Origin of the sequence: Nonomuraea maheshkhaliensis, from assembly GCF_039529435.1 — a bacterium.
GTDB lineage: Bacteria > Actinomycetota > Actinomycetes > Streptosporangiales > Streptosporangiaceae > Nonomuraea > Nonomuraea maheshkhaliensis.
Genome location: NZ_BAAAMU010000175.1, coordinates 1 through 18641, shown reverse-complemented (window position 1 = coordinate 18641; position 18641 = coordinate 1). Strand labels below are relative to the sequence as shown.

Genomic DNA, 18641 nt, shown 5'->3' with positions numbered 1-18641 from the left:
CGCTCGACCCCGGCCGGGTGGTGACCGCCGACCGGCTGATCGACGACCTGTGGCCGGACGACCCGCCCGCGCATCCGACAGCGGCGCTGCAGTCGCTGGTGTCCAGGGCGCGCAGGGAGGCTCCTGGGCTGATCACCTCCCATCCGGCCGGTTACCTGCTCGACGTGCCGCCCGGCGAGGTGGACGCGTGGGCGTTCGAACGACTGGCCCGCGACGGCGCGCTCGGCCGGGCGCTGGCGCTGTGGCGGGGCCCGGCGCTGGCCGACGCGGCGGAGCTGCCGTTCGCGGCGGGGCCCGCGGCGCGGCTGGAGGAGCTGGGCCTGACGACCCTGGCCGCCCGCATCTCCGCCGACCTCGACGCCCTCCCGAACGCCGACCCGATCGCCGGCTTCGGCCCTGTCGGCGGTCGGGGAGTGGGCGGGCCGGTGAGCGGGCTCGACGGGCTGGTGGCCGAGTTGGAGGGGCTGGTGGTGGCGCATCCGCTGCGGGAGCCGTTCCATGCCCTGCTCATGCGGGCTCTGACCGCCGGCGGCAGGCGGGCCGGGGCGCTGACCGTCTTCGAGCGGATCAGGACGGCGCTGGCGACGGAGCTGGGCGTCGATCCCGGGCCCGAGCTGCGGGAGGCGCATCTGGCGGCACTGCGCGACGACGAGCCGGCTCCCGGGGGCAACCTGCCGGCCAGGCTCACGAGCTTCGTCGGCCGCTCGGAGGACCTCGCCCAGGTCACCGGGCTGCTCGGCGAGGCCAGGCTGGTCACGCTTGTGGGTCCCGGCGGGGCTGGAAAGACACGCCTGGCCGTGGAGGTGGCCGCGGCGCTGGAAGTGGGCGCCGGGCTGGGGACGAGCGCGGGATCGGGTGCGGGATCAGGTGCGGGGACAAGTGCGGGGCTGGGCGTGGCCGGTGGTGTGTGGCTGGTCGAGTTGGCCGCTGTCACCGGGGTGCGGGCGGCGCTGGAGGCCGTGTTCAGGACCACCGACCTGGTGACGACGCTGCGCGGGCGCGCGCCCCTGATCGTGCTGGACAACTGCGAGCACCTGATCGACGAGGCCGCGCGGGTCACCCGGTGGCTGCTGTCCGAGGTGGCGGGGCTGCGGATCCTGGCCACCAGCAGGGAGCCGCTGGACGTCCCCGGCGAGCGCCTGCACCAGGTCCTTCCGCTGCCCGACGGGCCGGCGCGGGAGCTGCTCAGGGATCGGGCCGCCGCCGCCAGGCCTGATCTGCGCGTGGACGACGCGGACGCGGCGCGGATCTGCCGTGAGCTGGACGGCATCCCGCTGGCCATCGAGCTGGCCGCCGCCCGGCTGCGCACGATGCCGGTGCCGGTGCTGGTGGCGCAGCTCGGCGACCGGCTGGCCTTCCGTGGCGGGCGCACGTCGGAGCCACGCCACCGCACGCTGCGCGCGGTCATCGACTGGAGCTGGAACCTGCTCTCGGAGCGCGAACGCGAGCTGCTGCGGGGCCTGGCGGTCTTCTCCGGCGGCGCCACGTACGAGGCCATCGCCAAGATCTGCGGCGGCGACCTCGACCTGCTCTCCTCGCTGGTGGACAAGTCGCTCATCGCGTTCGACGGCGACCGCTACACGATGCTGGAGACGATCAGGCAGTACGCCGCCGCCGACCTCCCCGGCCTGCGCCGGGCCCACGCCCGCTACTACACCGAGCTGGCCGAGACCGCAGAGCCGCACCTGCGGACCGGCGAGCAGCTCACCTGGCTGGCCGTGCTGGACGCGGAGCGCGGCAACCTGGACGCGGCGCTGCGCCACACCGACGACCCGCTGCGGGCCGTCCTGCCGCGCTTCTGGCCGTGGATCATGCGGGGCCGGCGCCGCGAGATCACCGAGCGGAGCGCCGAGGTGCTGGCCAAAGTGGGTGGCGCAGTGGGCGGAACAGTGCCGCCGGGCCGGGAGCTGGCGTACGGGCTGTGCCTGGCGGCGACGGGCGGCGGGCTGAACGAGGCGGTGCGCGCGTCCGATCATCCGGCCGCGCTGAACGCGTGGGCACTGGCCACCGTGATGGAGCCGCCGGAGGACGTGGTGGAGCTGGCCGAACGCGGCGTGGCCGAGCTGCGCGGGCATCCCGACCCGTGGACCCGGTCGGCTGCCCTGCTGGTCGGGGGCATCGTCAGGTTCGAGTACGGGACGGTGTCCGGGGCGGAGGACCTGCTGGAGCCGGCGCTGGCCGGGTTCAGGAGCACCGGAGACCGGTGGGGGCAGTGGGCGGCGCTCTACTGGCTGTCGCTGGTGGCGGAGAACCGGGGCGACTGCGCCGCGGCCGTCGCCCTGGGCGAGGAGCCCGAGCGGCTGGCGACCGAGCTGTCGGGGCTGGAGACGCCGCTGGGGCCGATGACGTTCCTGCTGCGGCTCGGGCAGCTCAAGGCCAGGGCGGGCGATCACGAGGGGGCGGCGGAGGCGCTGGAGCGGGCCTGGGTAGCGGCCGTGCGCTCGGAGGACCAGGGTGTCGTGGCCCGGGTCAGGCACGCCAGGGCCGAGCTGGCCCGGCGCACCGGTGACCTCGCTGGGGCCGCGCGGCTGCTGGAGGCGGCGCTGGCGATGGAGGCGGAGGTGTCCACGCAGTGCCGGGCATTCATGCACGTCGAGCTGGCCAAGGTGAGCCGTGCGCCGGCCGGGCCGCTGCGGCGGGCGCTGGAGCTGATGGCGGGCTGCTCCGACCGGACGGCGCGGGCGACCGTACTGGAGGGCGTGGCCGAGCACCTGGAACCCCGCCCGGCGGCCCGGCTGCTGGGCGCCGCGCGGGCGCTGCGCGGGATCGGCGCGTCCGCCGATCCGTACGTCGCCCGGCTGACCGGAGCGTGCGAACAGGCACTGGGTCCCGGCGGCTGCCGGGCGGCGCTGCGGGAGGGCGCGACGCTTCCCGAGCCGGAGAAATACGCTCTCAGCGCACTCGGGCCCCCGGCGGCCCCGCCCTGAGCGCACCCGGACCCGAGCCGCACGCACTTGTGGCCCCGGCGGTCCCGCGCCGCGTTCTTGATCGATGCGGTGGGGTAGGTCACGCCGTCACTCGATGTTCTTCCCGTTTGGCGGTTGATACGCCATGGTTAGGGCAACTTGCACCGCGAGGTAAGGAGAGCAGTGGCCAGTCCAGGCACGATCGACACTCGAGGCAGTGACTTCGCCCGACTAGCCCATCGCATCACGGAAGCCGGTCTGCTCGACCGGCGTCCCGTCTACTACGCCGTCCGCATGAGCATCGCGGCCCTCGTCTACCTCGGCTGCTGGGCGCTGTTCGCCTGGGTGGGCGACTCCTGGCTGCAACTTCTCGTCGCGGTCGTGATGGCCGTGGTGTTCACGCAACTCGGCTTCCTCGCCCACGACCTGGGGCACCGGCAGGTCTTCAGGACCAGGCGGCCGAGCGACATCGCCGGCCTGATCATCGGGAACTTCGGCGTGGGGCTCGGCTGGGGCTGGTGGAACACCAAGCACAACCGCCACCACGCCAATCCCAACCACGAGGACCACGACCCCGACGTCTCCCCCGCCGTGATCGTCTGGTCCCAGGATCAGGCCGCGAACAGCAATGGCCTGCCACGATTTATCGCGAAGTATCAGGCTTTCTGGTTCTTTCCGCTGCTCACCCTCGAAGCCTGGCACCTGCACATCGCCAGCTTCAAGGCGCTGCTCAACCCGGCCGCCAAGCGGCGCCGCCTGGAGCTGACGCTCCTGGTCACCCACTTCGTCCTCTACTTCGGCCTGATCTTCACCATCCTGCCGGTCGGCAAGGCGCTGCTCTTCCTGCTCGTGCACCAGGGGCTCTTCGGCTTCTACCTCGGCTGCACGTTCGCCCCCAACCACAAGGGCATGCCGGTGCTGACCAAGGAGGACAAGCTCGACTTCCTCCGCAAGCAGGTGCTGACCTCCCGCAACGTGCGCGGCAACCTGTTCACGGACGTGGCGCTCGGCCAGCTCAACTACCAGATCGAGCACCATCTGTTCCCGCACATGCCGGCGCCGAACCTGCGCCGCGCTCAGCCGATCGTCGAGCGCTACTGCGCCGAGATCGGCGTCGACTACCTCCAGACCCGGCTGCTCACGTCGTACGGTCAGGCGTTGAGCCATCTGCACGAGGTCGGCGCCGAGCTCCGGCGACGCTGAACGCCGGTACTCCGGCGACGCCGAACCACGCGGGGCGCCCCTACCGGGCGCCCTCTTCCTCCAGGCGCTGGATCAGGGCGTCGCGGCGGCGTTCGAGCCCGGCGATCAGCTCGACCTGCTCGTCCGCCTGGCTGATCATCGTCGCGATCTCCACCTGGTCGGTGGCGCCGATGTCGCGGATCTGGTCGCGGACTTCCTGGTTCTCGGCGCGCAGCCGGGCCAGATCCTCTTCGACCTGCCGGAGTTCGTCCTTGGTGCTCATGTACCGGCTCTACCCAGGATGCGCGCCGCCAATTACCCCGCCATATGCGGATATGTAGAGAATGGGAGTCATGAGCAGGCCGTCGACCAGCACGATCGTGACGTCTGTGACGATCGCCGCCGCGCTGATCGGCACCCTGGCGTCGTACGCGTTCTTCCCGCGCGCCGCCCCGCTCAACGCGCTCGACGTCGTGCTGCCGCTGATCGCCGTCGGCGCGCTGCCGGCACGCGAGCGCTTCCCCGTCGCGGTGCTGATCGTCGTGGCGGTCTCGGTGGCCGTCTACTACCCGTGGGCCACGGTCGACGGGCCGATCATCGTGCTGCTGTTCGTCTGCCTGTACTCCGCCGCCGACCTGGGGCACCTGACCGCGGCCATCGCCACCGGCGGGGCCTCGCTGCTGGCCATGGGGATCGGTGAGAGCGGCGGCGTGCGGCACGTGGACGACAGCCTGTTCGTGATGATCGCCGGGTGGGTGGTGGCCGCCATCGCGTTCGGCGGCGTCACCCGCAACCGCCGCGCGTACCTGGAGGAGGCCAGGCAGCACGCGCTGGACGCCGTACGCAGCAAGGAGGAGGAGGCCAGGCGGCGGGCCGGCGAGGAGCGGCTGCGCATCGCCAGGGAGCTGCACGACGTCCTGGGGCACAACATCTCCATGATCAACGTGCAGGCCGCCGCGGCGCTGCACGGACTCAAGAAACGGCCTGAGGAGGCCGAGACGGCGCTGCGGACGATCAAGGACACCAGCAAGGAGACGCTGCGCGAGCTGCGTACCACGCTGGGGGTGCTGCGCCAGGTGGACGAGGACGCGCCGACCGCTCCGCACGACAGCCTGGCCCGGGTGGAGGCGCTGGTGCGGGCCTCCGGCCTGGACGTGCGCACCGAGCTGTCCGGGCCGCTCGACGCGCTGCCCACCGAAGTGGACCTGGCCGCCGCCCGCATCGTCAGGGAGGCGCTGACGAACGTCTCCCGCCACTCCGGCACCGACCGGGCCACGCTCCGCCTCACCAGCGCGTCCGGGCACGTCGAGATCGAGGTCGACGACGAAGGCCCCGGCGCCGTCTACGACGAGGGCAGCGGCTTCGGCGTGCAGGGCATGCGCGAGCGGGCCGCCGCGCTCGGCGGCACCCTGGACGCGGGCCCGCGACCCGAGGGCGGCTGGCGCGTCGCCGCCCGCCTGCCACTGAACCAGCCGACGGACGGGACCCGATGATCCGCGTACTCCTCGCCGACGACCAGACTCTGGTACGTGCCGGCTTCCGCTCCATCCTCAGCGACGAGGAGGACGTCGAGGTGGTGGCCGAGGCCGCCAACGGCGCGCAGGCCGTCGCCGGGGCCCGCGAGCACCGGCCCGACGTGGTCCTCATGGACATCCGCATGCCCGAGCTCGACGGTCTGGAGGCCACCCGCCGCATCGCCGGCGACCCCGCGCTCGACGGTGTCCGGGTGATCATCCTGACCACGTTCGACCTGGACGACTACGTGTACGGGGCGCTGCGCGCGGGCGCGGCCGGGTTCCTGGTCAAGGACACCGAGCCGGCCGAGCTGATCCACGCGGTCAGGGTCGTGGCCAGGGGCGACGCGCTGATCGCCCCCTCGATCACGCGCCGGCTGATCGCCGAGTTCGCCGGCCGGGTCAAGCGCCCCGACCCGGGACCGCGGCTCAACGCGCTCACCGAGCGGGAGCGCGAGGTCATGACGCTGGTGGCCGCGGGCCTGTCCAACGACGAGATCGCGGCCAATCTGGTGCTCAGCCCGGCCACGGCGAAGACGCACGTCAGCCGGATCATGACCAAGCTGGCCGTGCGCGACCGCGCGCAACTCGTCGTCATCGCGTACGAGGCCGGCATGATCACCCCGGGCTGGCTTACCCCCTGAGTCGTACGCCGGCCCGGCCCATGCCACCCGGGGTGTACGCCGGGTGCCCGCCCGGGCATGACGCGGCACGCGGTGTCCTGCCCGGAGGCTCGGAGCATGGACACCGTGGACCTCGCCCGCCTGCAGTTCGCCCTCACGGCGGGCGCGCACTTCCTGTTCGTGGCGCTGACGCTCGGCCTGGCCACGATCGTGGCGGTCATCCAGACCTGGGCCACCGTCGGCGGCAACCCCGTGCACCTGCGGATGACGCGGTTCTGGGGCCAGCTCTACCTGATCAACTACGCGATGGGCATCGTCACCGGGCTCGTGATGGAGTTCCAGCTCGGGCTGTCGTGGAGCGGGCTGACGAACTTCGCCGGCGACGTGTTCGGCTCGGCGCTGGCGATCGAGACGCTGGCGGCGTTCTTCGTCGAGTCCACGTTCCTGGGGTTGTGGATCTTCGGCTGGAACCGGCTGAACCGGTGGGCGCACCTGACGGTGATCTGGGTGGTGACGCTCACGGCGTACGCGTCGGCGTTCTTCATCATGACCGCCAACGGCTTCCTGCAGAATCCCGTGGGCCACGTGCTGGACGGCGGGCGGCTGCGGCTGACGGACTTCGGCGCGATGGTGGCCAACCCGGCGGCGCAGCTCGCGTTCTGGCACGTGCTGGTCGGCGGGCTGATCACGGGGGCGTTCTTCGTGGCCGGGGTGAGCGCGTACCAGCTGTTCAGGCGCACGCCCGAGCAGGACGTCTTCCGCAAGTCGCTGCGGATCGGGGTCGGCGTGGCGCTGCCCGCCGTCTTCATGAACGCGGTGTTCGGCGGGATCTCGTTCCAGACCCTGCAGCCGGCCAAGGCGGCCGCCTGGACGAACGACGCCGGCCGGCTGGCGGAGGCGCAGGCCGAGATGGTGGCCAGGTTCGGGCCGGGTGACTATCTGCCGCCTGTGGGGTGGGTGCAGGCGGGCGGGATCACGATGCTGACGTTGTTCGCGGTCATGCTGGCCGTGGCGGGGCTGAGCTTCCTGCTCATGCTGTTCCGGCCGGTGGTGCGCGGGTTCCGGCTGTGGCACGGGCTGCTCGTGCTGATGATCCCGGTGCCGTTCGTGACCGTGCTGAGCGGCTGGATCTTCAGGGAGATGGGGCGCCAGCCGTGGGCCGTGTACGGCCTGCTGCGCACCTCGGAGGCCATGTCCCCGGTGACCGCGGGGCAGATGCGGTTCTCCCTGATCGCGTTCTGCACCGTGTTCGGCGTGCTCATCGCGGTCAACACCTGGCTGCTGGCCAGGCACGCCCGGCGCGGGCCCGCCGCGGTGACGCTGGGCGACCGGCCGATCGACGCCCCCGTCCCCGTCCCCTCGTTCTGAGCAAAGGAGCCGATCGTGGAGATCCTGATCCTGGCCTTCTTCGTCCTGGGTTACCTGGTCCTGGCCGGGGCGGACATCGGGGTGGGCATGGCGCTGCCGTACCTCGGGCGGTCGTCCGCCGAGCGGCGCGAGGTGATCGCCGCCATCGCGCCGTTCTTCCTGGGCAACGAGGTGTGGCTGGTCGCCGCGGCCGGAGTGCTGGCCGGGCTGTTCCCCCAGTCGGAGGGCGAGCTGCTGCACGGCAACTACACCGTCGTGGTGACGCTGCTGGTGGCGTGGGTGGTGCGCGACATGGGGCTGTGGCTGCGCGGGCGGGTGCCGGGGGCGCGCTGGCGGGCGTTCTGGGACGGCGCGATCGTGGCCGGGAGCTGGGGGCTGGCGCTGAGCTGGGGCACGCTGCTGTCCCACGTGCTGCTCGGCATCGAGGGGCCGGCGGCGGCGCTGCCCGCGCTGGTGCTGACCGCGCTGTTCGGCACGCACGGGCTGACGTTCGCGGCGCTGCGGCTGCGCGGGACCCTGCGCGAGCGGGCCGCCGTGCTGTCGGGCGGGGCCGGGGAGTGGCGCACGTACGCGCTGACGGCGGCGGCGCTCGTGGTGGTGGGGGTGCTGGCCGGGCTCCGGCTGCCGCTGGAGCCCGGCACGTCGGGGCCGCTGCTGGTGCCGGTCGTCCTCACGCTGATCCCGTTCCTGGTGGCCTCCCAGGCGTGGGTGTGGTGGACGTTCCGGCACCGGGTGAGCGGGCCCTCCTACCTCTAGAACAGCGGCTGGCCGTCCCTGGTGAGCTTCCAGTTGGGGGCGGCGAAGTCGGCCGGGTCGATGGTGCCCTGCGCGGTGGCGTACTCGATCAGCGCCTGCCTGATCTCCACCTGGGCGTTGTAGAGGACCGGGGCCGTGGTCACGTGCGGGAAGCCGCCGCCGCCCGACTGGCGGTAGTTGTTGATCGCGACGACGAACTCCTTGTCGGCCGGGAGCGGAGCGCCGTCGTAGCTCAGGTTGGCGATGCGCTGCCCGACCGGCTTGGCCACGTCGATGTCGTACGACACCCCGGAGAGCTGGTCGTAGTTGTAGTCGGGCGTGTTGCCGGCGTTCGTCAGCGTGGCCGGGTCCACGGGGGCGCCGGGGGCGAGCTGGTTGAAGTACTTGGCGGAGTACTCCAGGTAGTCCTTGATCTGCGCGCCGGTCAGCTTCACCGCCAGCAGCGTGTTGTCGTAGACGTACAGACCGGCCACGTCCCTGACCCGGATGTCACCGGCGGGGAAGACGGCACTGCGGCTGAACGGCGCGGCGATCGAGAGCACCGGCAGCGTGTTGTCCGGCAGCGCCTTCTTGACCGTCTCGACCTGGACGTGCTGGATGTAGTCGAGGATCGGCGTGTCCTTGTACGGCGACTCCGTGGCCACCAGCTCCTGAGCCGACTGCGCGACGACCTTGTTGACGTAGCCGATCGTGGTGTCGTGCTGCGGCTTGAGCAGCCGGACGATCTTCGGGTCCTCCGCGACCGTGTTCGTGTTGAGCGTGGTGGAGGACTTGCCGGTGACCGTCCACTCGCCGCGCTGCTTGGCTAGCTGGAAGTCGAGCACCGACAGGCGCTGGCCCCACTTGCTCGGCTCGGTCAGCAGCACCTGCTCGCCGGTCGCCTTGTTGGTCACGAACCGCTGCGCGACCTCGTTGTGGGCGTGCCCGAACAGCACCGCGTCGATGCCCGGCACCTGCTCGGCCACCAGCGCGGAGGCGTTCTCGACGGGCAGGTCGCCGCCGTAGGAGGACAGGCCGTTGTCGCCCGCGTGCGCGGTGACGACGACCACGTCCGCGCCGAGGCCGCGGATGACCGGCACCCACTTCCTGGCCGTCTCGACCAGATCGGTGAAGCGCAGCTTGCCCTCGACGTTGGCCTTGTCCCAGATGGCCACGCCCGGGTTGGTCAGACCGAGCACGCCCACCTTGACCGGCTTGTCACCCTTGACGTTCATGGTCTTGATGACGAACGGCTGGTACGCCGGCAGCCCCGACCGGTCGCGGACGGCGTTCGCGCCGAGCACGGGGGCCTTCATCTGCTTGATCCAGGTGGCCAGCAGCGGCAGCCCGTAGTTGAACTCGTGATTGCCCAGCGTCACGGCGTCGTAGCCGATGGCGTTCATGGCCTTGGCCATCGGGTGGGTCTTGCCGGTCTCGGTGATCGGCTCGACCTTGGCGTAGTAGTACGCCAGCGGGGTGCCCTGGATGGTGTCACCCGAGTCGAACAGCAGCGTACGATCCGCTCCGCGCTCGGCCCTGATCCGGTTGACCAGCGAGGACACCTTGGCCAGGCCGACGGCGTTGCCCTGGCTGTCGGAGTAGGCGCCGTCCTTGAAGTAGTCCCAGTTGAGCACGTTGGCGTGGAGGTCGGACGTGCCCATGACCGTGACCGTGACCGTCTTGGCCGGTTTGCCAGCCTGCGCGGGGGGCGCCACCAGGGCCAGCGCGCACAGCGCGGCGGCTCCGGTGAGGGCGAGCTTCTTGGTCTGCATGCTGCTGGAGATTAATCTCGACAAATTACTCATTGATTACGAAAATGCAGATCAAGCTCGGCCCCCCGGAAACGTACAGCGACCGAAACGCGCCCGCCACCGGGTGCTCACCGTGACTTCACCGACGCGTCCTCGGGGGCGACGTCCGGACGTGAGGCGCGCAACCAGCGGCAGCCGTGCGGCTCCATCGTGATCCGCACCACGCCTCCGTCCGGCACCTCGGTGCTCCCGTCCGCCAGCAGGTCCGTGAGCCGGCAGCCGCCGAGCCCGTCCAGCCGCAGCTCCGCCTCCCGCGCCGTGTCGCTGAGGTTGTGCGCGACCACCACCGTGGCACCGTCGGCGTCGCAGCGGTGCGCGAAGACGGCCGGCTCGCCCGTGTCCAGCACCGTGGACTCGCCCCACGCCAGCTCGGGGCACTCGCGGTAGCGCTCGATCAGCAGCTGGAACCAGCGCAGCAGCGAGTCGGTGTCGCGCCTCTGGTCGGCCACGTTCACCCGCTCGGGGCCGAACGCGCCCTCGGGCACGGCCCGGACCGGCTCCACCCGGCTGAACCCGCCGTCGGGCGACCACTGCATGGGGACGCGGACCGCCATCCGCCCCTCCGCCTTCAGGTTCTCCCCCAGCCCGATCTCCTCGCCGTAGAAGATCACCGGCGTGCCGGGCAGCGAGAACAGCAGGCTGTAGGCCATCTTGACGCGCCGCGGGTCGCCTCCGAGCATGGGCGGCAGACGGCGGCGCAGCCCGCGCCCGAAGATCTGCATGTCCTCGCTCGGCCCGAACGCCGCGAAGATCTCCTGTCGCTCGTCCTCGGTCAGCTTGTCCAGCGTCAGCTCGTCGTGGTTGCGCAGGAACACGGCCCACTGGCAGTCCTTGGGCGGCTTAGGCCGCTCTCGCAGCGCCTCCGACAGCGGCCCCGCGTCGCAGCGGGCCAGCGACAGCCACGCCTTCTGCATCCCGATGAAGTCGAAGCACATGGTGATCTGGTCGCCGAGCCCGTCGCCGAAGTAGGAGACCAGGTCCTTGTAGGCCACGTTCACCTCGCCGAGCAGGATCGATCCGCCCATCCGCCGGGTCATGAACGCCCGCAGGTCGGCCAGGAACTCGTGCGGCTCGGCCAGCTTCGGATCGACGTTCTCGATCAGGTACGGCACCGCGTCCACCCGGAAGCCGGACAGCCCCAGCTCCATCCAGAAGCCCAGCACCCGGGCGATCTCGTCCCTGACCTCGGGGTTGGCCACGTTCAGGTCCGGCTGGTGCCGGTAGAAGCTGTGCAGGTAGTACTGGCCCGAGCCCTCGTCGTACTCCCAGACGCTGTCCTCCTTGTCGGGGAAGACGACCTGGTCGGGGTTGTCCGGTTCGGGGGTGTCGGACCAGACGTACCAGTCGCGGAGCGGCGAGTCCTTGCTCGACCGGGCCTCCTTGAACCAGGGATGCCGGTCGGACGTGTGGTTGACCACGAGGTCGGCGATGACCCGCAGGCCGCGGTCGTGCGCGGTGCGCATGAACTCCACGAAGTCGCCCAGCGTGCCGAGCCTCGGATCGACGGTGTAGAAGTCGGTGATGTCGTAGCCGTCGTCCTTGTTGGGGGTGGGGAAGAACGGCATGAGCCACAGGCAGGTCACGCCGAGCCCGGCGAGATAGTCGATCTGCTGCGTCAGGCCGCGGAAGTCGCCCACGCCGTCGTCGTTGCCGTCCTTGAACGTCTCCACGTCCAGGCAGTAGACGACGGCGTTCTTCCACCAGACGTCGGAGGTGTACGTCAGTCGCATCCGTTTCCGCTACCCCTGGCGGGGCGGGTCATGACAGCGTACGGATCGCCGCTTCGACCAGTTCCCAGAAGCCCTCGACGTCCACGCCGGTGGCCACCCGCGCGTTGGGCTCGCGGCCGAGCTTGCCGAGCAGGTCGACGCTGGTCGCGCCGGCCGTCTCTGTGCCGTGCAGCTCGACGTCGATCCTGGTGGCGGCCGTGGTCACCAGGTCCGGGCGTGCGACCAGGGCCATCGCGACGGGGTCGTGCAGCGGTCCTGCCGGCATGCCCTGGTCGCGCTCGTACGTGGCGTTGAAGAAGGCGAGCAGCTCGACACCGAAGGCGGCCGTCCTGTTGCCGATCGCGCCGATCCTCGCCATCACCTCGGAGGTGACGAGGACCTGGTGGGTGACGTTCAGGCCGATCATGGTGAACGGCAGGCCCGAGCCGAGCACGACGGCGACCGCCTCGGGGTCGGTCCAGGAGTTGAACTCCGCGTACGGGGTGATGTTGCCGCGCCCGGTCGACCCGCCCATCCAGACCACCTCCTTGATCAGGGGCAGCCGTTCGGGGTGGGCCCGGACGAACAGGGCGATGTTCGTCAGTGGGCCGGTGGCCACGATCGTCACCGGTTCGCCGGCCGTGTCGAGGACGTCCCTGATCAGCTCGATCGCCGTGCGCGGGTCGGCCTCCACGACCGGTTCGGGCAGTTCGGGGCCGCCGAGCGCGTTGGCGCCGTGGATCGACTCGGCCGGGGTCAGCACCCGTACCAGGGGACTGGCGGCTCCTGGCGAGATCGGGACGCCCGTGATCCCGGCCAGGCCGGTCACCACCCTGGCGTTGTAGGTGGTGTGGGTGAGCAGGCCGTTGCCACCGACGGTGGTGATGGCGCGCAGGTCGATCTCCGGGTCGCCGGCCGCCAGCCAGATCGCGAAGACGTCGTCGTGTCCGGGGTCGCAGTCCAGAATGACCGGTTTCGGCATCCGCCCATGGTATAGAGCGGACTGCGGTGGAACGCGCCGGTCGGCGGGCTGGTGGATCGGTCGGCGGGCTGGTCGGCTACGTGGAGTGCGGCCGGTCAGCGGGTCATGACCGCCTGTCTGGCGCGCAGGGCGATCTCCAGCTCGAACCGGATGTCGGGGTCGGCGAGCTGGTCGCCGTACAGCTCCTCAAGCTGACGCAGCCGGTAACGCACGGTCTGTGGATGCACGTGCAGCTTGGCCGCCACCTCGCCCGCGCCCCTGCCGTGCCGCAGCCAGGCCAGCAGCGTCTCCGCCAGCCGGTCCTGCTGCGTGGGCCGCAGGTGGGCGAGGGGCGCGAGCCGTACCTCGGCCAGCGCGCTGACCAGTTCCTCGTCCTTGAACACGACCAGCGTGGCCATGTGGTCCTCGCACCGCAGCAGCCCTCTGGGCAGCACGCCGCGCCGCGACAGCTCCAGCGCCTCGCCCGCCCACCGCAGTGAGGTCGCGGCCGAGGTCAGGGGGACGGCGGGGCCGATGGCCGCGCGGTGGCCGCGCAGGGCGTGCTCCAGCGTCTGGGCCTGGCCGGGGCCGGCCGGGTCGGGCACCAGCAGGCACGGCGAGGGCCGTTCGTGGCCGGTCAGCACGTCGGGCGGCAGCGGGGGCACGCGGCGGGCGCCGTGCTGCTCGTCGAGCGCCACGCAGGCGACGGTCCTGGGCAGCCGCCATCCGGCCGCCTTGGCCAGGTCGGCGATGGCCTCCTGGCCGGCGGGCGGCCGGCTGAGCAGCAGGTCGAGCAGGCGGTTGCGGCGGCGGTCCATCTCGCCCGCCTCGTGCGCCCTGGCGTACTCGAAGCCCTCGGCGGCGGCGTCGGCCAGCTCGTCGAGGTAGACGAAGATGGCGTCGCCCAGGCCGTACAGGCACTGCGGCGACAGCCCGAGCGGGCCGGCGATCTCGGTGAGCCGCCGCCAGCCGACCCGGGCGCCGAGCCGCATCGCCGCCTGGAGCGGCTCCAGGTTGCGTCCCTCCGCCGCCTCCCCCTTGCCGATCATGCGGAACGGCTCGGGGTCCCAGGGGGCGTCGGGGTCTTCGACGCGGTCGAGGAAGCCTTCGATGGCCTGCTCGACCGCCATTCGTACGACTTTGATGTAGATCTCGTCCGAGGGCCGGGCGTATTCGGGGATGCGGGTCTGGATCTCCTCGATCACCTCTTCCGAGACCCGGCCGATGCCCGACCTGAGCGTTCTGACGATCTCCGCGGGGATGCGGCTTTCGCTGACGTCACTCCTGATGGCCATCGTCCCTCCTGTCGCCATTGTGACCCAGGCAACAGAAGAATGTGAAGCAAGTGCTTGTTTATTGTCAGTTCTGGAGGAAGGCGCCGAACTCCTCGACGTCGATCAGCCCGTCACCGTCCTTGTCGAGCCGCTGCACGCCCGCCTGCGCCGCCTCCAGCGTCACGGGCTGGCCCATCACCTCCATCAGCCTGACGAGCTCGACGGCCGAGATGCGGCCGTCCTTGTCGGCGTCGATCAGTTCGAAGGTGGTCGCGTAGTCGCTCATGGTCACCCTTCCCGCTTGATCCGATATCGCGTCAGACCTTAGTCGTGACTTGTCGTAGCGCGTCGATGAATGCCAGGACTTGTGGGGTGGCATTCCCTTCGCGCCAGGCAATGGCGAGTTCCCCAGGAGGCAGCCCCGTAACGGGCCGGTACGTCATTCCCGGCCGGTCGTACAACCTCGCGTTCCCCTCCGCCACCAGAACGACGCCGAGTCCGCTGGTCACAGCCTCGAAGACCTCCTCCGCCGTGTTGGCGGTCACCCCGATCACCGGTTCGTCCTCTCGCACGTCGAGCCCGAGCCAGAAGTCCCGCAGCGCCCCCGCGGCCGTGGGCAGCGCGATGAACGGCTCGTCCCGCAGCTCCGCGAACGGGATCTCCGCCAGCCCGGCCAGCCGGTGATCGACCGGCATGGCCACGCCTCGCTCCTCCCTGGCCAGCACGTACGTCCGCAGCCCCGCCGGCACCGGCAGCCAGATGAAGGCCACGTCCGAGGACCCGTCGGCCAGCCCGCCGCTGGGGTCGTCCCAGCCGACCAGCCGCAGCGACACCTCCCACCCCGGCATCGCCGTACGGAAGCGGCGCAGCGCCTCCTGCTGCAGCCCCCTGCCCACGGCGGTCTGCATCCCGATCACCAGGGTGCCGGCCGGCGCCGCCGCCCGCGCCCGCTCCACGCCTGCGCCCCAGCGTTCCAGCAGGTCGCGGGCGGCCGGCAGCAGGGCCGCGCCCTGCCTGGTGAGCACCACCCCGCTCGGCACCCGGTCGAACAGCCGGAAGCCCAGCTGCCGCTCCAGCACCCTGAGCTGCTTGGACAGCGCCGGCTGGGAGACGAACAGCCGCTCGGCGGCGCGCGTCACGTTCAGCTCGTCGGCCACCGCCACGAAGTACCGCAACTCCCGCAGATGCACGTCCATAGCCATCGGTTATAGCAAAAGGTCTTGGACGCACCGGCGGTCCCGGCCGCAGGATCGAGCGCATGAAGACCCGCGTACTCGGAAACCTCCTGGTCCCCGCCGTCGGTTACGGCGCGATGGTGCTCTCACCCGGTGTGTACGGCGAGATCGACGACACCCGCGCCGAGGCCGCGCTCAAGTCGGCGCTGGACGCCGGCGCCACGCACGTCGACACCAGCGACGCCTACGGCTCGGACGGCCACAACGAACGCCTGGTCGGCCGGGCGATCAAGGGCCGCAGGGACGAGGTGGTGGTGGCGACCAAGTTCGGCCTGGCGATCCCGGAAGGCGAGCCGAGCCGGCCGCACCCCGTCGGTTACGCCTTCGGCGAGCTGCGCGTGAACGCCGATCCCCGCCTGGTCCGCCACTACGCCGAGCGCAGCCTGCGCAACCTGGACACCGACGTGATCGACCTCTACTACGCCCACTACCCCGACCCCGGCGTCCCCATCGAGGAGACCGCCGGCGCGATGGCGGAGCTGGTCCGCGACGGGCTGGTCAGGCACCTCGGCCTGTCCAACGTCACCGCCGCCCAGTTGCGGGCGGCGCACGCCGTGCACCCCGTGGCGGCCGTGCAGAACGAGTGGTCGATGTGGCGGCCCGTGGACGCCGACCTGCTGGCCACGGCACGCGAGCTGGGCGTCGGCATCGTGGCCTGGAGCCCGCTCGGCAACGGCTTCCTCACCGGTACGGTGCGGGCGCTCGGCGAGGGCGACTTCCGGCACAACGCGCCCCGCTTCTCGGTCGAGAACCTGGCGGGCAACAACGACCGTTACGCCCCGATCAGGGACCTGGCCACGCACCTCGGACTCACCCCGGCCCAGCTCGCCCTTTCCTGGCTGCTGCACCAGGACGAGCACGTGGTGGCCATCCCGGGCAGCCGCACTCCCGCGCACATCGAGGAGAACCTGGCCGCCGCCGACCTGACCCTGCACCCGGACACGCTGGCCAGGATCGACGAGGCGCTGAACGGGTTCGAGGTGAGCGGCGGGACGCTGCTCTGACACCTGCGCTGGACCCGCTGGACCTGCTGCCCGGCGGCCCGTACGTGGTCAGAGGCTGCCGGCCGGGCGGCCGCGGACGAGGGTGGCGAGCCAGACCGTGGCGAGGGCCGCGTACACGGCGAGCAGGGCCACCACCGGCTGGGCGACGATCACGGCGACGGCGGCGGCCAGGGCGAGCAGGCCCGTCCAGCCGTACAGGATCGTCCGCCCGCGCGGCGAGCCGGTGTGCGCGGCCTCCTGCAGCGGGGTGACCAGGGCCATCACCGTCACGCCCGCCGTCCCGACCGGCTCGGCGCCGAGCCCGATGCCCAGCCCGAGCAGCAGCCCGCCGGCCGCCAGCAGGCCCCAGCACGCCAGCGCCACCCGGGCCTCGGCGCCCTCGAACAGCAGCCTGGTCGCCTTGGCGCGGGCCAGCCGCAACGTGGTCCACGCCTCGGCGATCCAGGCCACCCAGTGCAGCACGGCGACGAGGACGAAGACCACGATCACGGGCGGGACGGCGGGCAGCAGGAAGATCAGCCGCCAGCCGCCGGCGAACCGGCCGCGCAGCCGCGAGAGCATCCGGTAGAGCGGGTTGCGCTGCTTGAGCGCCGCCACCAGGTAGTCCCTGGCGGCCCCGAAGCCGGGGTCGAGCCTGAGCACCTCACGGAACGACTCCGCCGCCCGCCGGGGCTCGCCGAACCTGAGCGCCGCGCGTCCCTGCACGAAGTGCGCGGTGGGGTTCTCCGGGTCGAGCTGTACGGCGTGCGCGGCGGCGGCCATCGCCTGACCGCCGTCGCCCAGGTTCGTGCAGGCCAGCGAGAGCAGGCTGACCAGGTCGCGGTCCTCGGGATCGATGCCGAGGCCCTGCCTGGCCGCGCCGGCCATCAGCGCCCACTCGCCCCGCAGCATGTGCACGCGGGCCAGCACCTCCCAGTTCGGGACGTGCTGGGGTTCGAGCCGCAGGGCCTCGCGGACGGCGGTCATCGCCTGCTCGGGCCGCCGGGCGCGGTAGTACACCTGGGCGGCGGCGTACTGGGGGAACCACTGGTCGGGCGCGAGCCGTACCGCCTCCTGGGCCTCCTCGACGGCCTCGCCCTCCTGACCCTGGAGGATCAGGGCGAGCCCCAGGAGGGCGTGCCCGGAGACGTGCTCGGGCTCCTGGGCGAGCAGGCCGCGCAGCTCGCGCTCGGCGTCGGCGGGGCGGCGGAGCTGGATCAGCGTGCGCGCCCGCTCGACCGGATCGGCGGCCTTCACCACCCGCTCCACTCGACCAGGCCGGGCTCGACCGGACCGGCCACCCTCGCCTTGCCCCGCACGACCGGGCCGGGCTCGGCCGGGCCGGCGACCGTCACCACTTGCCCTTCACCCAGGGCATCAGCTCGTCCCAGGCGCCCGAGTCGTTGGCGTGCAGCACGTAGTTGCGGGCGGTCGCCATCCACTCGCGCACCGCCGTCGGGCGCAGCGTCTGGGCCGCGGCCAGCAGATCCTGCGTGGACAGCGGGATCGGGCGGCCCGCGCTGATCGACTGCTGCAGCTTGGCCTCCACCGCCCGGTCCACCAGGCCCTTGAGGTCGGCGCCGACGAAGTGCTCGGTCACCCGCGCCACGGCGTCGAAGTCCATCTCGGCCAGCGGCTTGTCCCGGCACAGGATGCGCAGGATGGCCGCGCGGGCGGCGGCGTCCGGCGGCGGCACGAACACCGGCTGGTCGAGGCGGCCGGGGCGGCGGAAGGCGGCGTCCACGTACCAGGGGACGTTCGTCGCGGCCAGCACCAGGACGCCCTCGTTGGCGCTCTGGTCCACGCCGTCGAGCTCGGACAGGAACTGGTTGACCAGTTGCCTGGTCTGCGCGTGGCGCATGTCGGAGCGGCGGCCGGCCAGCGCGTCCACCTCGTCGAAGAAGAGCACGCATGGACGGTTGCGGCGGGCCAGGTCGAACGTGGCGTGCAGGTTGCGCTCGCTGGAGCCGACGTACATGTCGAGAATGTCCGACAGGCCGACGTTGACGAACGCCGCGCCCAGCTCACCGGCGGCCGCCCTGGCCAGGTGCGTCTTTCCCGCTCCCGGCGGACCGTAGAGCAGGACGCCGCCGCCGGCGCGCTTGCCGTACGCGGCGTAGAGCTCGGGCTGCTGGAGCGGGAGCAGCAGCTTGATCCGCAGCGCCTCCTTGACCGTCTCCATGCCGGCGACGTCGGCGAACGTCACACCGGAGCGCTCGACCTCGGCGGTGGCGCTGTTCGCTGGCGCGACGTGGGGCGCGGAGGGCCCGGGGCCGCTCGGATCCGCGTGCGGCGGGGGCGGCGGCGGGGCGCCGGACGGGGTGGCGGGCATGGGCGGCG

16 protein-coding genes are annotated in these 18641 nt (G+C 71.8%); 7 read left to right on the top strand and 9 right to left on the bottom strand.

The window, feature by feature from the left end:
• Together ABFX54_RS52035 and ABFX54_RS52030 are read left to right on the top strand one after the other, a co-directional pair.
• Positions 1 to 2927 (top strand): ATP-binding protein (locus tag ABFX54_RS52035; RefSeq protein WP_346114690.1); only part of this gene is annotated, 2927 nt, incomplete at its 5' end.
• A gap of 162 nt (positions 2928 to 3089) precedes the next feature.
• Positions 3090 to 4109, top strand: coding sequence for a fatty acid desaturase family protein (locus tag ABFX54_RS52030; protein WP_428834663.1), 1020 nt, complete (start codon positions 3090 to 3092; stop codon positions 4107 to 4109).
• Positions 4110 to 4149: 40 nt separating this feature from the next.
• On the opposite strand, the gene ABFX54_RS52025 is transcribed toward ABFX54_RS52030, so the two are convergent.
• Positions 4150 to 4371 carry a hypothetical protein gene (locus ABFX54_RS52025; protein ID WP_346114688.1) on the bottom strand — a complete coding sequence of 74 codons (222 nt, stop codon included), beginning with the start codon at positions 4369 to 4371 and terminating at the stop codon, positions 4150 to 4152.
• Between the two features lie 70 nt (positions 4372 to 4441).
• Between ABFX54_RS52025 and ABFX54_RS52020 the strand changes: the two genes are divergently transcribed.
• The 4 genes from ABFX54_RS52020 to ABFX54_RS52005 all read left to right on the top strand — a co-directional run bounded on the left by ABFX54_RS52020 (position 4442) and on the right by ABFX54_RS52005 (position 8349).
• Positions 4442 to 5581 carry a sensor histidine kinase gene (locus tag ABFX54_RS52020; protein ID WP_346114686.1) on the top strand — a complete coding sequence of 380 codons (1140 nt, stop codon included), beginning with the start codon at positions 4442 to 4444 and terminating at the stop codon, positions 5579 to 5581.
• Positions 5578 to 6246: a response regulator gene (locus ABFX54_RS52015; RefSeq protein WP_346114685.1), complete on the top strand. Its 669-nt coding sequence runs from the start codon at positions 5578 to 5580 to the stop codon at positions 6244 to 6246. The genes ABFX54_RS52020 and ABFX54_RS52015 overlap by 4 nt, the downstream gene beginning before the upstream one ends.
• 96 nt (positions 6247 to 6342) lie before the next feature.
• Positions 6343 to 7593: a cytochrome ubiquinol oxidase subunit I gene (locus ABFX54_RS52010; protein WP_346114684.1), complete on the top strand. Its 1251-nt coding sequence runs from the start codon at positions 6343 to 6345 to the stop codon at positions 7591 to 7593.
• 15 nt (positions 7594 to 7608) lie between these two features.
• Positions 7609 to 8349, top strand: a complete 741-nt coding sequence (locus ABFX54_RS52005) for a cytochrome d ubiquinol oxidase subunit II (protein ID WP_346114683.1) — start codon at positions 7609 to 7611, stop codon at positions 8347 to 8349.
• Here ABFX54_RS52005 and ABFX54_RS52000 read toward each other — a convergent pair.
• The 6 genes from ABFX54_RS52000 to ABFX54_RS51975 form a co-directional block, all read right to left on the bottom strand.
• The gene (locus ABFX54_RS52000; RefSeq protein ID WP_346114682.1) at positions 8346 to 10100 is read right to left on the bottom strand and encodes a bifunctional metallophosphatase/5'-nucleotidase; all 1755 of its coding nucleotides are present in this window, start codon (positions 10098 to 10100) and stop codon (positions 8346 to 8348) included. The genes ABFX54_RS52005 and ABFX54_RS52000 overlap by 4 nt on opposite strands.
• Positions 10101 to 10207: 107 nt before the next feature.
• Positions 10208 to 11869, bottom strand: coding sequence for an alpha-amylase family protein (locus tag ABFX54_RS51995; RefSeq protein WP_346114681.1), 1662 nt, complete (start codon positions 11867 to 11869; stop codon positions 10208 to 10210).
• A 28-nt stretch (positions 11870 to 11897) separates the two neighbouring features.
• Complete coding sequence (locus ABFX54_RS51990) at positions 11898 to 12830, bottom strand: nucleoside hydrolase (RefSeq protein WP_346114680.1); 933 nt, start codon at positions 12828 to 12830, stop codon at positions 11898 to 11900.
• Between the two features lie 95 nt (positions 12831 to 12925).
• Positions 12926 to 14104 carry a PucR family transcriptional regulator gene (locus tag ABFX54_RS51985; protein WP_346114679.1) on the bottom strand — a complete coding sequence of 393 codons (1179 nt, stop codon included), beginning with the start codon at positions 14102 to 14104 and terminating at the stop codon, positions 12926 to 12928.
• Positions 14105 to 14168: 64 nt separating this feature from the next.
• Positions 14169 to 14369, bottom strand: a complete 201-nt coding sequence (locus ABFX54_RS51980) for an EF-hand domain-containing protein (RefSeq protein ID WP_346114678.1) — start codon at positions 14367 to 14369, stop codon at positions 14169 to 14171.
• A gap of 31 nt (positions 14370 to 14400) precedes the next feature.
• Complete coding sequence (locus tag ABFX54_RS51975; RefSeq protein ID WP_346114677.1) at positions 14401 to 15279, bottom strand: LysR family transcriptional regulator; 879 nt, start codon at positions 15277 to 15279, stop codon at positions 14401 to 14403.
• 62 nt (positions 15280 to 15341) lie between these two features.
• Here ABFX54_RS51975 and ABFX54_RS51970 point away from each other — a divergent pair, with 62 nt between their 5' ends.
• Positions 15342 to 16322: an aldo/keto reductase gene (locus tag ABFX54_RS51970; RefSeq protein WP_346114675.1), complete on the top strand. Its 981-nt coding sequence runs from the start codon at positions 15342 to 15344 to the stop codon at positions 16320 to 16322.
• A 48-nt stretch (positions 16323 to 16370) separates the two neighbouring features.
• On the opposite strand, the gene ABFX54_RS51965 is transcribed toward ABFX54_RS51970, so the two are convergent.
• A complete protein-coding gene (locus ABFX54_RS51965) occupies positions 16371 to 17558 on the bottom strand; it encodes a tetratricopeptide repeat protein (protein WP_346114674.1) in 1188 nt (395 codons plus the stop codon).
• A 94-nt stretch (positions 17559 to 17652) separates the two neighbouring features.
• Positions 17653 to 18641, bottom strand: a 989-nt coding sequence (locus tag ABFX54_RS51960) for an ATP-binding protein (RefSeq protein ID WP_346114673.1), incomplete at its 5' end; no start/stop codon positions are given.